At 32.9% G+C, this 13059-nt stretch carries 11 protein-coding genes; 9 read left to right on the forward strand and 2 right to left on the reverse strand.

Annotation, left to right across the window (positions count from 1 at the left end; genetic code table 11):
- Nucleotides 1-10: 10 nt before the first annotated feature.
- The 6 genes from UH1x_RS20220 (at nucleotide 11) to UH1x_RS20245 (ending at nucleotide 6417) form a co-directional block, all read left to right on the forward strand.
- Entirely contained in the window at nucleotides 11-1555 is a 1545-nt protein-coding gene (locus tag UH1x_RS20220; protein WP_482623979.1) for a hypothetical protein, read from the forward strand.
- Between the two features lie 144 nt (nucleotides 1556-1699).
- Entirely contained in the window at nucleotides 1700-2431 is a 732-nt protein-coding gene (locus UH1x_RS20225) for a LytR/AlgR family response regulator transcription factor (protein ID WP_482623981.1), read from the forward strand.
- 139 nt (nucleotides 2432-2570) lie between these two features.
- A complete protein-coding gene (locus tag UH1x_RS20230; RefSeq protein WP_482623983.1) occupies nucleotides 2571-2750 on the forward strand; it encodes a hypothetical protein in 180 nt (59 codons plus the stop codon).
- Nucleotides 2751-2840: 90 nt separating this feature from the next.
- Entirely contained in the window at nucleotides 2841-4916 is a 2076-nt protein-coding gene (locus UH1x_RS20235; RefSeq protein WP_482623984.1) for a tetratricopeptide repeat-containing sensor histidine kinase, read from the forward strand.
- Nucleotides 4917-4955: 39 nt separating this feature from the next.
- Complete coding sequence (locus UH1x_RS20240; protein WP_482623986.1) at nucleotides 4956-5624, forward strand: response regulator; 669 nt, start codon at nucleotides 4956-4958, stop codon at nucleotides 5622-5624.
- Nucleotides 5625-5778: 154 nt separating this feature from the next.
- Complete coding sequence (locus tag UH1x_RS20245) at nucleotides 5779-6417, forward strand: hypothetical protein (protein ID WP_482623988.1); 639 nt, start codon at nucleotides 5779-5781, stop codon at nucleotides 6415-6417.
- Nucleotides 6418-6445: 28 nt separating this feature from the next.
- On the opposite strand, the gene glyA is transcribed toward UH1x_RS20245, so the two are convergent.
- Nucleotides 6446-7720, reverse strand: coding sequence for a serine hydroxymethyltransferase (gene glyA, locus UH1x_RS20250; RefSeq protein WP_482623990.1), 1275 nt, complete (start codon nucleotides 7718-7720; stop codon nucleotides 6446-6448).
- Nucleotides 7721-7968: 248 nt separating this feature from the next.
- Between glyA and UH1x_RS20255 the strand changes: the two genes are divergently transcribed.
- Entirely contained in the window at nucleotides 7969-9153 is a 1185-nt protein-coding gene (locus UH1x_RS20255) for a hypothetical protein (protein WP_482623992.1), read from the forward strand.
- 29 nt (nucleotides 9154-9182) lie between these two features.
- Here UH1x_RS20255 and ytxJ read toward each other — a convergent pair whose 3' ends face one another.
- The gene (ytxJ, locus tag UH1x_RS20260; RefSeq protein WP_482623994.1) at nucleotides 9183-9575 is read right to left on the reverse strand and encodes a bacillithiol system redox-active protein YtxJ; all 393 of its coding nucleotides are present in this window, start codon (nucleotides 9573-9575) and stop codon (nucleotides 9183-9185) included.
- A gap of 158 nt (nucleotides 9576-9733) precedes the next feature.
- Between ytxJ and clpB the strand changes: the two genes are divergently transcribed.
- Both clpB and UH1x_RS20270 read left to right on the forward strand, forming a co-directional pair.
- The gene (gene clpB, locus UH1x_RS20265) at nucleotides 9734-12334 is read left to right on the forward strand and encodes an ATP-dependent chaperone ClpB (RefSeq protein WP_405414373.1); all 2601 of its coding nucleotides are present in this window, start codon (nucleotides 9734-9736) and stop codon (nucleotides 12332-12334) included.
- Nucleotides 12335-12445: 111 nt separating this feature from the next.
- Nucleotides 12446-13039 carry a TetR/AcrR family transcriptional regulator gene (locus UH1x_RS20270; protein ID WP_482623996.1) on the forward strand — a complete coding sequence of 198 codons (594 nt, stop codon included), beginning with the start codon at nucleotides 12446-12448 and terminating at the stop codon, nucleotides 13037-13039.
- Nucleotides 13040-13059: the final 20 nt, after the last annotated feature.

Here is a 13059-nt window from a genome sequence, read left to right on the forward strand (position 1 = left end):
ACCTTTTATTGTGCGCCTTAGAATCTTGATTATACTTTCTGCCCTATTTGCTCTTCTTTGGGGTACTTCATGTAGAAAAGATTTTGAATACGCTGAAAGTAATGGTCACCTTTCTTTTTCTAGAGACACTGTTTACCTTGATACTGTTTTCTCAAACATAGGTAGTAGTACGTATACTTTAAAAGTTTATAACGATACTAAAGATGACATTATAATACCTAATATATCTCTTAGAAATGGTAGCGAGAGCTTTTACAGACTAAATGTTGATGGTGTTGCCGGCAAAGAATTTGTAAACACTCCTATTTACGCTGAAGACAGCCTTTTTGTATTTGTAGAAACTACAATAGATATTACTGACAATTCCCTCAATGAATTACTTTACACCGATGCCATTCTTTTTGACAATGAACCATTTCAGCAAACCGTTGAATTGGTAACACTGGTAAAAGATGCTATATTTCTTTATCCTAATGATGCTAATGAGAACAATGTTGAAACTATAGTTTTATATAATGATGAAACAGGTAACCCTATAGAAATAGAAGGTTTTGAATTACCTGACACTCACTTAAATTTTAATAGAGAAAAATCATACGCTATCTATGGATACGCTATTGTACCAAAAGGTAAAGAACTTGTTATTGACCCTGGTACAAGAGTTCACTTTCATGAAAACTCGGGTATATTAGTACAAGAGGAATCTACTATTACTATAAACGGCGAATTAAGTTCTGACGATATACTATTTGAAAACGAAGTCATATTTGAAGGAGATCGATTAGAGCCAGAATTTGATGAAATTTCAGGACAATGGGGCACCATCTGGATTAGTGAAGGTAGCGGAAGCAACACCATTAATCACTTAACTATAAAAAATGCCGAATTAGGTTTATATGTAGAAGGACAAACTAATGAACCAGAAATAACATTGACCATCACCAACAGCCGTATTGTCAATAGCTCTAGATACAATCTTTGGGCTAGAAGCGCAAACATTGACGCTTCTAACCTAGTTTTAGGATCATCTGGAAATTCATCTCTTTTAATAGAAAACGGTGGTAGGTATTCTTTTACTCATGCTACTATTGCAAATTATTGGAACAAGGGTTTCAGATTCAATCCTAGTGTTACCATAAGTAATACTTCTAACACTAATAGCGAAAACGATTTTGACCTATTACAAGCAAATTTCAACAATTGTATAATTGACGGTAGTAGCTCCAATGAGATTTCTATTCAAGCGAACAATCAAAATATCTTTAATTACAAATTTCAAAATTGCTTTATAAAGTTCAATGAGAATCAATCTACAACCAATGATGATGAACTTTATGATTTTGAAAACGAAGAGCACTATCTCAACGTAATTCTTAGCGGAGAATTAGATTATTTTCAACCGTTCAAAAATGATTATAGAATTGGATTAGACTCTGAAATAATTAATAAAGGGGATTTAAATATTGCCAATTCTACTCCATTTGATATTGTAGGAACAGCAAGAATCCCAAAACCTGACCTTGGTGTTTTTCAAGCAAAAGAGAAGGATTTATAGGTAAATCTAGCATTATTTTGCAAGATTTTTCGCTCACAAACCCCATGAACACTGATTTTATCAACATATCCTTGGTTTTTATAAGGACATTCTAGGTCTTCCTTTTCTTACCTATGTTTAAATTCGTAGTATACTCTATTTTTCTTGAATTATACGTACACCATAATAGACCCTGATGCTGTTTCAAATTTGCAATTGCATGCTTTTTTGGAGGAGTATGGAGATTTTGAGTGTATTAACACCACTAGCAATCCTTCTGACGGATTGAATGATATACTAAAATACGCTCCAGATATTGTTTTCATTAATCTAAACAACGATTATGCTTCTATCTTTTTAATGGTTACAGAGATTCACCAGTACCTTAAAGAGCTCCCTATTTTAATTGGTATTGCCTCAACAAAAAACTATGCTTACGATGCTATAAAAAATGGCTTCTTTGATTACTGGTTACAACCCTTTAATGAATTTGATATTCGCAAGTCTTTATTGAAATTGCAAAAAAGAATGCCAAAAGAGAAGGCGCCCGCTACAATATGCCTAAAATCATATAATGATTTTCAGTACTTAAATACCAACGATATTCTTTACTTAAAGGCAGATAACAATACCACCGAATTTTTTATGAAAGATGGTACAATTATCAACGCCTATAAAACGTTAAAGACTTTTGAAAATACTTTGCCAGATAATTTTATGCGTGTTCACCAAAGTTATATTGTAAACACAAGTTATGTTTCTCGCATCAATTTCGGAAAATCTATCTGTGCCATTAAAGCGGTAAACGAGAATATTCCTTTTTCAAAAACATACAGAGAGAATATGAACAATCTTAAGAATATTCTTTCTAAAAAAACCTTTTCCTCTTTAAATTAAAGAATTCTCTCACAATTGGTTCGTTTACTAACAGAATCAGGTCATCTACTTAAGACTAAAAATTCTGCCTTCGTTAATCAACGAACGGTATTACTTTGGCTATATCATAAACCAAAAACCCCTAAAAAACAGAAACAGTATGAAAAAAGTCACAAGTATTTTAGCAATTGCAGTTATGGCATTAGGTATGGCTACAGTAGTCATTGAAAACACAGCTAACGAATTCGATTTTCTAAACGATATTTCAAATGCATTGGCATGTGACGATTGTTCGTATCCAACAGACGATAGTAGAAATCCGCCAAAGAAAATTGCATAAACAAAATTTAAAATATAAAAAAAGCCTTTAACGAACTCGTTAAAGGCTTTTTTTATACCTTGGTTTTTTCATTCCCTTAAAATCATTTTTTTGAACAGGTCTCATTTTTTCATAACACTACTTCTTCTACTATGCTTTAGTTGTTCAAAAAAAGAACCCGCTAAGTCTGTACAAGAAACCAAAAACTCAAAAGATAGTATCTCTATCTGGATAGCTGAAAGTAATAATCCCGAAACTACTGAAGAACAAAAATTAGCGCTACAATTAAAAGCTTTTAAACTAGCGGAAAATACAAACAACGATTCCTTAAAAGCAATATATTTCTCTAAACTATCGATTGCCCAAAATTTTATTACCGACAGCTTACTTTACCGTAAAGTAAATAAAAATGCCATTTCCGTAAATACCAGGATTAAAGATTCCATAGGTTTAGCAAACGCTTACTGGGATTTAGGAGCTTTTTTAAATAATAGAATTATAAAGGATAGTGCATTTTTTTATTACGGAGAAGCACTAGATATTTTTGAAACTACTGAAGATAAATATAGCGCTGGGCAATTGCATTTGAATATGGCGGTCATTCAGATGAAAATCAAAGATTATATAGGCAGCGAAGCAAATACCATAAAAGCTATTGAACATTTTAAATTAATTAAGAACGACATTAAACTATCTAATTGTTACAATATTTTAGGTATCGTTTTAAATGATTTGAAAGAATATGATAAATCACTTTCTTATTACAAAGAATCATTATTTTATCTAAAAAAGACTTCTTATTCTATTATTAACGAAGCCCAACTTATAAACAACATAGGGGTAACCTATAGAAACAACAAACAATATCCACAAGCAATTGAAAATTTTGAGAAAGTTTTAAGTACAAATAACTTATATACGAATAACCCTGGTCTATATGCCAAAGCAATAAGTAACCTTGCCACTGCAAAATTATATAGTAAAGACACTGTAAACGTTGACCGTCTACTAATCAAAGCTATTAAAATAAAAGAAAAATTAGATGATACCGGTAGTTTGGCGTCAAGCTACCATAGTTACGCTGAATATAAGGCATACGCCAGAGATACATTAATGGCAATTAGCAAGGCTAAATTGGCAGAAGAATCATCAATTGCAGGTAATTCAAATGAGCAGCTTTTAAAAACATGGCAATATTTAGCGATTTTAGACAAGCAACATGCTTCTGACTATTTCCAAAAATTCACAAAACTTAACGATAGTCTACAAATAGCAGAACGTAAACAATTGAACAAATTTGCCCGCATAAGTTTTGAAACTGATGAATTTATTGCTGAAAATATAGAGCTTGAAAGTGAAAAAGAAACGCTGTCAAAACAAAAACAAATTTGGATTGGAATAGCTACCGGATTCTTTTTACTTGGTCTATCTATCTATATTATAATTAACCAGCGGGCAAAAAATCAAAAACTTCGCTTTGATCAGCAACAGCAGGCAAACAACCAAGAAATATTTAATTTAATGTTGATGCAAAAGCAAAAAGTTGATGAAGTTAAACGCTTAGAGCAAAAACGAATTTCAGAAGAATTACATGATGGGGTTCTAGGTAAAATGCTGGGTGCCCGCATGATTCTTACCGGTTTAAACAAGCGTGCTACAGATGAAGCTATTCAAGAGAAATCTAAAGCCCTAGGGTCGTTACAAGAAATTGAGAATGAGATTAGATCTATATCGCATGAGTTGAGTCATAGCGCGTATCAAAAAATAAATAATTTTACAGATTCTGTAGAAACCCTTCTTGCTAATAACAAAAACAAGGAAATAAAGACCTATTTTCATTTTAATGAAGATGAAAACTGGGATAGTTTAGCCGGTAATATTAAAATTAACGTATATCGTATTATTCAAGAGACTTTTCAAAATGCAACTAAACACTCAAAATGCTCTTATTTTGAAGTTACTTTTTATAGAAATGATGATAATTTCAATGTTATCATGAGTGATAACGGAATTGGTTATAACGTTAATAAGGGTAAAAAGGGTATTGGCATAAGAAATATAACTTCTAGAATGGATAAGCTAAATGGTACCTTTCATATAGATTCTACCGAGGGACAAGGCACCACTATTTCATTAAACATCCCTATTAAAGTTGATATTAAAAAAATAGGTAATAATAATACCTAATTATAAAACGTTTAGTAAATTACAATAGAATCGTAAACTATGAACACGGTACGAATTTTAGCGGTAGATGACCACGAAATGACAGCTCTAGGGTATAAATATATCCTGGAAGACTCTGACTTTACAGATTTTAATGTCAAAGTAGAAATTGCTACCAGTTTTGAAAAAGGCAAAATAAAAATTGAAAATTCTAAGCGCGCTGTTCCATATGATATCATTCTTTTAGATATTCAATTATTCTCACCAGAATCAAAAGACCCCAGAACGGGAATTGATTTAGGAATTATAGCAAGAGCAGAAGTTCCTAAATCTAAGGTTGTATTTATGTCTTCTTACAGCGATAATTACAGAATCAATAATATTTTTAAAACTGTAAATCCTGATGGATATATGGTTAAATCTGAGATTGATGAAATGTCTCTTAAAACTATGGTAGAAACCATTGTAAACGAATCTCCTTATTACACTGCAAGTGCCCTATCTGCTATACGCCGAAGAATGTCTACGGATATTATCATTGATGAGCAAGATCAAAAAATTCTATATCACCTTTCTCAAGGCATTCACACAAGAGATATAGCACCACTAATTGGTTCAGCAAACACTACAGTTGAAGCAAGAAAAAGGCAACTTAAAGCCCTGTTTGATGTTAAAAATGGTAATGACCTAGCTTTGATCAACGAAGCAAAAACTAGAGGTTTCCTTTAAAAACTGCTATTTTCAATTATTTGATTACCAGTAAATTACTAAAAAAATTTTCATTTTATCATAATATCCTCCGAAATTCTAAGGTTTTCCTAGGTCAGATTGCGAAGTTAGAAAAGTATCTTTATATAAAAGAATGCTATAAATTTCCACCTTTATGCCTTTTAACTACGAAAACTTCATCAAGAATTCAAAATTAGAATACACCAAAGATATTGCTGGTTTGGATGAATTTCTAAGCTCAATTGGTTTTCATTATTTCTCTGACGTAAAACTAAATAACAAGCATATTACATTAAATTCTATTAGTTTAGTTTTAGAAGTATCCTGTAATTTAGATTTGTTAGAACTTCTATCTCATTTTAATACAGGAAGATGGGGTAATAACGGTACAGAAGAGTCTCCATTACAACATGCTTTGGATATATTGAATCTAAACAACCAATACAGTATTGATATTGAAGAGCTTACATTCTTTTTAAATGACACTAGTATTGTTATAAAACGTATCTACGATAAAAGTATACCTTCTCAATTAAATGATATTTTAAAGCAAATTGCATTTAATTATGTGTTTTTAACAAGAGGGCTCAATCAAAAACCATATGAGATTTTCGTTCCTATATTTGAAGATATAATTGATAATATAGATGCAAACGAAGATCAAATAAATACAGCTCCTAAATCATATTCAGAATTCTGGGGTATCTATCTTGACAAAGATGACGAAGCATCTATTTATGATGTACACAAAAACACTTACGTAAGTGGAGATTTAGAGTTTTTATCGGAATAAAAACTCTAAATCTATTTTCAATTTTTAATTAAGCATTAAAAATTGGTCTTGTATTCATCATTGCATTTACTTTACCTCTTACCTCTTTTATAATAGTTTCATTTTCAGGATTTGAAATTACCTGATCAATAAAATCTACCACTTTTTCCATATCACTTTCCAATAAACCTCTAGTGGTAATTGCTGCTGTTCCAAAACGAATACCAGAAGTTACAAATGGCGATTTATCATCAAATGGAACCATATTCTTATTCGCAGTAATATCTGCTAAAACCAACGCTTTCTCGGCATCTTTTCCTGAAATATCTTTATTTCTAAGATCAATTAGCATCATATGATTATCAGTACCATCAGAAATGATATTATATCCTCGCGCTACAAAAGATTTGGCCATTGCATCGGCGTTTTTCTTTACCTGAGCTATATATGTAGCATATGAATCTGTTAATGCCTCACCAAAAGCAATTGCTTTACCAGCAATAACATGCTCTAAAGGACCGCCTTGATTTCCTGGAAAAACAGCCAAGTCCAATAAAGCGGACATTTTTCTTAAGTTTCCATTTTTTAACTTAATCCCAAATGGATTTTCAAAATCAGTACCCATTAATATTAAACCTCCTCTAGGACCCCTCAATGTTTTATGAGTAGTTGTAGTTACAATATGACAATGAGGAATTGGATTATTTAAAAGTCCCTTCGCAATCAATCCTGCTGGGTGAGAGATATCTGCAAGAAGTATAGCATTTACACTATCAGCAATCTTACGAAAACGCTCAAAATCCATATCTCTAGAATATGCAGATGCACCGGCGATTATTAATTTTGGCTGCTCTTTTGTAGCCACTTCTTGAATTTTGTCATAATCCAATCTTCCTGTTTCTTTATCAACACCATAAAATACCGGAGTATACAATCTACCTGAAAAGTTTACAGGAGAACCATGTGTTAGGTGACCACCATGAGATAGATCAAAACCTAAAATTTTATCTCCTGGCTTTAAACATGCATGATACACAGCTGCATTTGCCTGAGAACCTGAATGTGGTTGCACATTGGCATATGCTGCACCAAAAAGTTCCTTAGCCCTATCTATTGCTAATTGCTCTACTTTATCTACTACTTCACACCCACCGTAATATCTTTTTCCTGGATATCCTTCGGCATACTTGTTTGTAAGTACAGAGCCTTGAGCCTCCATTACTTGCGGACTAGTAAAATTTTCAGAGGCAATCAATTCAATTCCGTTGATTTGACGTTGCTTCTCTTCTTCAATTAGATTAAAAATTGTGGTATCGCGTTGCATGGTACTTTATCTTTTAAATAAGTGACAAAAATACAAATAGCACACCTAATGAAATATAAAAAAGAACATAAACACATAACTTTTTTATCAAAATAAGTTAATAACTATATCCTTTTTAGATGCTTATAATTTTATGATTTTATGCAGGTCCTCGAAAATATACTATTCCTTATCCCTTTACGTTTAATTAAAACCCTTTTATGGCACGGCTGTTGAATAGCTATTATAAATTCTAAAAAATAATAGATATGAAAAAATTTCTACTATTTAGTTTTATCGGACTACTACTTGCATGTAGTGGTGTTAAAAAAACACAGGAAGCTCTTAATTCTGGTAATTATGAAACCGCAATCAATAAAGCGGTAATGAATATTGCAGAAAATAAGACCAAAAAAAGTAATCAGCAATATATAGTTCTTCTTGAAGAAGGGTATAAAAAAAATACCGAAAGGGAATTGCAACACATTAAATTTCTTAAAAAAGATAGCAATGCTGCAAACTATGAGGAAATCTATAATAGCTATGGCAGGTTAAAATCTATTCAAGAGCGTATTCGTCCTTTACTACCATTATACATTGAAGATGAAGGTAGAAAAGCTGATTTTACTTTTGAAAATTACGATGATGATATACTTAACGCTAAAGCTGAGTTATCAGAATTCCTTTACTCCAATGCTACTGTGCAATTGAAGGATGGAAATTTTAAAACCGAATTTAGAAAATCTTATAACGATCTTAATTATTTAAATAAAATCAATCCCAATTATAAAGACGTTGTCGCTAAAATCAACGAAGCTTATGAAAAAGGGCTAGATTATGTAATTGTGGATATGATCAATAATACAGATCAGATTATACCAAAAAGATTAGAGGACGAACTTTTAAATTTAAATACTTACGGATTAAATTCTAATTGGACAGAATACCATACCAATAGAATACAAAATCAACTGTATGACTACCAAATGGAGGTTTCCTTTCAAGATATCAATATTTCTCCAGAACAAATTAGAGAGAAACAAATTAGTAAGGAAAGACAAATTAAAGATGGTTACACCTTTGTTGAGGATCAAAATGGCAATGTGGTATCAGACAGTCTTGGCAACAGTATAAAGGTTGATAAGTTTAAAACCGTTAGATGTGATTTCTATCAATTTACTCAATTTAAAAGCGCTCAAGTAACAGGAGTGGTAAGCTTTATAGATTTAAAAAAGCAACAGAAGATAAATCAATACCCATTATCAAGTCAATTCGAATTTGAGCATATATATGCAAATTATGATGGAGATAAAAGAGCGCTAGATAATGACCTAGTATCTCTTTTACAACTTGCAAGGGTGCCATTCCCCAGCAACGAACAAATGGTCTATGATGCAGGAGAAGATTTAAAGAATAATCTTAAGACCATATTGAATACACAACGTTTCAACTAATAAAAAGCCCCTTAAATACGGGGCTTTTTTTATACATATTGTTCTAGCTTAATATCTGATATTGCACCATGCGAATCATGAATGACCACTACCCCATTCTTAACTATTAAAAGCTGAGGAGATTGATGCATTACCCCAAATTCTGACGCTACCGCATTAGAAACATCCCTATTCGCTAACAAATCTAAAAAATACAGATCCATTTGGCCATCTTCAAGACCATAACTACTTTTAAACATATTTAGCACCATTCTGCTGATCCCGCAAGATGTGGAGTGTTTAAATATAACTTGGGGTCTAGATTTAGACGCTTCTTTAATATTACTTAATTGATTCACAGAATTTAGAGGAATCCAAGGAATTCCTGAAGAACTACCTTCATCTTCACTTTTAGAACCAAATAAACTACCAAATATTCCCATATAATTCTTAATTTAATATTGTCATTTCAACAACATACGACTGACTTAATGTCATTAAAATTTTCTAATTTACAGCCATTTTGTCTTGTAAATTCAATTGGTAAGATTGTTGACTATTACATATCAAAAGTATTACAATTAACTAAAACCGAAAGAAAATGAATATAAATAATTTTACTATAAAATCACAGGAGGCTATTCAACAAGCCCAGCTGATTGCCCAAAATCACGGGCATCAGCAAATTGAGAACGAACATTTATTTAAAGCCCTTACCGAGGTTGAAGAAAACGTGATGCCCTTTTTAATTAAAAAACTGGGAATTAACTTTTCTTTGGTTCAACAAATTATTGAAAAAGAGTTAGCAAGCTTTCCTAAAGTGGAAGGTGGCGATATTCAATTTTCAAGAGAAGCAGGTAAAACTTTAAACGAAGCAAGTATCATCGCCAAAAATATGGAAGATGAATATGTTTCTATAGAACACCTCTTTCTAGCTATTTTAAAATCTAAAAGTAAAATAGCCCAAATTTTGAAAGATCAAGGAGCAACAGAGAAGCATCTTATGGCTGCTATTAGCGAATTGCGTAACGGAGATAAAGTTACTTCTCAAAGTGCCGAAGATAGTTACAACTCGCTTAAAAAGTACGCAAAGAATTTAAATGAACTTGCGGATAGTGGAAAATTAGACCCAGTTATTGGTCGTGATGAGGAAATTCGTAGAATCCTTCAGATTCTATCGAGACGTACAAAAAACAATCCTATTCTTGTTGGTGAGCCAGGTGTTGGTAAAACCGCTATAGTAGAAGGTTTAGCACATAGAATAATTCAAGGCGATATTCCTGAAAATCTAAAGGATAAAGTAATTTATTCCCTAGATATGGGCGCCTTAATTGCAGGTGCCAAATACAAAGGAGAATTTGAAGAACGTTTAAAAGCCGTAATTAAAGAGGTTGTAAGTGCAGATGGTAATATTATCTTATTTATTGACGAGATACATACCCTAGTTGGCGCAGGTGGCGGTCAAGGAGCCATGGATGCTGCAAATATTCTTAAACCAGCCCTTGCAAGAGGTGAATTAAGATCAATAGGTGCAACGACATTAGATGAATACCAAAAGTATTTTGAGAAAGATAAAGCCTTAGAAAGAAGGTTTCAAAAAGTTGTCGTAGACCAGCCAGATACTGAAAGTGCCATCTCCATTCTTAGAGGTATTAAAGAGAAATATGAAGCGCACCATAAGGTTCGCATCAAAGATGAGGCGGTTATTTCTGCAGTAGAACTATCGCAACGTTATATTACCAATAGATTTTTGCCGGATAAGGCTATTGATCTTATGGACGAGGCGGCTTCTAAACTTAGAATGGAAATTAATTCTAAACCTGAAGAGCTAGATGTTCTTGATCGTAAGATTATGCAGATTGAAATTGAAATTGAAGCGATTAAACGCGAAAACGACAAGCAGAAGTTAAAGGTCTTAAATCTAGATTTAGCCAATATTAAGGAGGAGCGAAACGAAATTTTCGCCCAATGGGAGAGTGAGAAATCGGTTGTTGACAATATTCAGCAGACAAAATTGGATATTGAGAATTTCAAAGCCGAAGCCGAACGTGCCGAAAGAAATGGTGATTATGGTAAAGTAGCGGAAATCAGGTACGGTAAAATTAAAGAAGCGCAGGAAAACCTGACTAAATTGCAAGATGATCTTGCCGAGCAGCAACATGCAGGAACCCTGATTAAAGAAGAGGTTACTAGTGATGATATTGCTGAAGTAGTCGCAAAATGGACAGGCATACCAGTTACTAAAATGTTGCAAAGCGAACGCGAAAAACTATTAAAGCTTGAAGAAGTGCTCCATAAACGTGTAGTTGGTCAAGAAGAAGCTATTGAAGCGGTTTCTGATGCTATACGAAGAAGTAGAGCCGGTTTGCAAGACTCTAAAAAACCTATTGGTTCGTTTCTTTTCCTAGGAACAACAGGTGTTGGTAAAACAGAGTTGGCAAAAACATTGGCATCTTATTTATTTGATGATGAGAATGCCATGACAAGGATAGACATGAGCGAATATCAAGAAAGACATTCGGTAAGCAGACTTGTTGGTGCACCTCCAGGATATGTAGGTTATGATGAAGGCGGACAATTAACTGAAGCGGTTCGTAGAAGACCATATTCTGTGGTGTTGTTAGATGAAATAGAAAAAGCACATCCAGATACGTTCAATATCTTATTACAAGTATTGGATGAAGGTAGATTGACAGATAATAAAGGTCGTGTTGCAGATTTTAAAAATACGATTATCATCATGACCAGTAATATGGGTAGTGATATCATTCAAGATACCTTTGAAAATGCAGTAGACGTTTATAGCGCAACTGAAGCTGCTAGAGTTGAAGTACTAGGTCTATTAAAGAAAACTGTAAGACCTGAGTTTATAAATAGAATTGATGACATTGTCATGTTTACTCCTTTAACAAAAGACAACATCAAAGAGATTGTAAGACTTCAACTAGATAGTTTAAAGAAAATGTTAGACCATCAACAAATTACTTTAGATGCTACAGAAGAAGCTATAGATTATTTGGCAGAGAAAGGTTACGACCCGCAATTTGGCGCAAGACCTGTAAAAAGGACTATCCAAAAAGAGGTTCTGAACAATATGTCCAAGGCTTTGCTAAGCGGAGAAATTAAAGCCGATAGCGTTGTATTACTTGACGCCTTTGACAATGGTCTAGTTTTTAGGAATCAAGAGGAAATTACAGTCTAAATTTTAAAAATTTGTTAGAAAAGCGTTCATATGAAATATATGAGCGCTTTTTTTATGAACAATTTATACCATACAGTATAGATTATTTATCTTTACATAAAACAGTCTATTATGTCAACCAAAGCCGAAAGAACTACCGCATTTATTATTGAGACTGTCGCACCCGTATTTAACAAACATGGGTATGTAGGCACCAGTATGAGCGATTTAACCGACGCCACCAATTTAACTAAGGGTGCACTTTACGGTAACTTCGAAAATAAAGAGGCTCTTGCCTTAGCTGCTTTTGAATACAACAGAAGTTTATTGCTTAATGCTATTGATGAGCACTTATCAATTGAAGATAATGCCATGGCTAAAATTGAAAATCTTCTTGACTTTTATAAAAAGTATGACATTTTTACAATGAAAATGGGTGGTTGCCCTATTTTAAATGTTGGTATAGACGCTCAACACAATAACAAACTACTTGCCGCCGCAGCAAAAGAAACTATTAAGGAAATTGAGGGCAAAATAGCCTTGGTCTTCGAAAATGGTATTAATAACGGAGAGTTTAAACTACCAGTTTCTCCACTACAGTTCTCAAAACAATTATTTACGATTATTCAAGGAGCAATTTCAATGGCTACTATTACAAAGGATCGTAAATACTTATTGAACACGGTTACGTATTTAGATGTGCTCATTAAAAGAGAACTTAAGTAAATTTCAATACTATTCTTGGG

The organism is Maribacter sp. UH1, assembly GCF_056839145.1.

Coding starts and splice junctions, on each gene's coding strand:
- UH1x_RS20230 (WP_482623983.1), top strand. CDS start 2,571: ATGAAAAAAGTCACAAGTATTTTAGCAATTGCAGTTATGGCATTAGGT.
- UH1x_RS20240 (WP_482623986.1), top strand. CDS start 4,956: ATGAACACGGTACGAATTTTAGCGGTAGATGACCACGAAATGACAGCT.
- UH1x_RS20245 (WP_482623988.1), top strand. CDS start 5,779: ATGCCTTTTAACTACGAAAACTTCATCAAGAATTCAAAATTAGAATAC.
- glyA (WP_482623990.1), bottom strand. CDS start 7,720: ATGCAACGCGATACCACAATTTTTAATCTAATTGAAGAAGAGAAGCAA.
- UH1x_RS20255 (WP_482623992.1), top strand. CDS start 7,969: ATGAAAAAATTTCTACTATTTAGTTTTATCGGACTACTACTTGCATGT.
- ytxJ (WP_482623994.1), bottom strand. CDS start 9,575: ATGGGAATATTTGGTAGTTTATTTGGTTCTAAAAGTGAAGATGAAGGT.
- clpB (WP_405414373.1), top strand. CDS start 9,734: ATGAATATAAATAATTTTACTATAAAATCACAGGAGGCTATTCAACAA.
- UH1x_RS20270 (WP_482623996.1), top strand. CDS start 12,446: ATGTCAACCAAAGCCGAAAGAACTACCGCATTTATTATTGAGACTGTC.